Consider the following 731-nt stretch of genomic DNA (forward strand, 5'->3'; position numbering starts at 1 on the left):
AATTAGAATCAATAATTGAGACTCTACTTGATAAAATCGAGGACTTAACGCATCGTAAAAATAGTCGAAATAGTTCCGTTCCACCATCTAAAGATGAAAATAGACCTTTAAAAAACCAAAGTTTACGTACTAAATCTGGCAGGAAAGTAGGTGGTCAAAAAGGACACAAAGGAACTACGCTACAAATGGTAGAAAATCCAGACCAAATTTTTAATCATACACCTGAATTTTGTAATTGTTGTGGAAACGACTTAAAAAATGAGTCAGAAGAGTTTCTTCTAAAAAGACAAGTAGTCGATATTCCTGCCATTTTACCAAAATATACTGAACATCGAATTTTTAAAAAGAGCTGTTCTTGTGGGCATCATACTACAGCTGATTTTCCGGAAAATGTGAGAGCAACCATAAGCTATGGCGCTAATATACAAGCAACAATTGCTTATATGCATACCCGCCAATACTTACCATTTGAGAGAATGAGTGAGTTTTTTAAAGATGTTTGTAATCTGCCTATTTCACAAGGTACTATTTCTAATATCTTAAATAGTTTTGCTAAAAAAGCACAGCCTGCTTATGATTTAATTGCTGATAAAGTATGGAAGGAAAATGTGGTTGGTGCTGATGAAACTGGTATTAAAGTAAATGGTAAAAATAATTGGTTTTGGACTTGGCAAAGCAAGTTTGCTACTTATGTAGTGTTCTCTAAAAATAGAGGAATTGATACGATTAAA

General features: G+C 33.2%; 1 protein-coding gene. It reads left to right on the top strand.

Annotation, left to right across the window (positions count from 1 at the left end):
- Positions 1-731, top strand: a 731-nt coding sequence (locus ES044_RS18350; RefSeq protein ID WP_147120803.1) for an IS66 family transposase, incomplete at both ends; no start/stop codon positions are given.

This window comes from Polaribacter sp. IC066 (genome assembly GCF_007997085.1).
Taxonomy (GTDB): Bacteria; Bacteroidota; Bacteroidia; order Flavobacteriales; family Flavobacteriaceae; genus Polaribacter.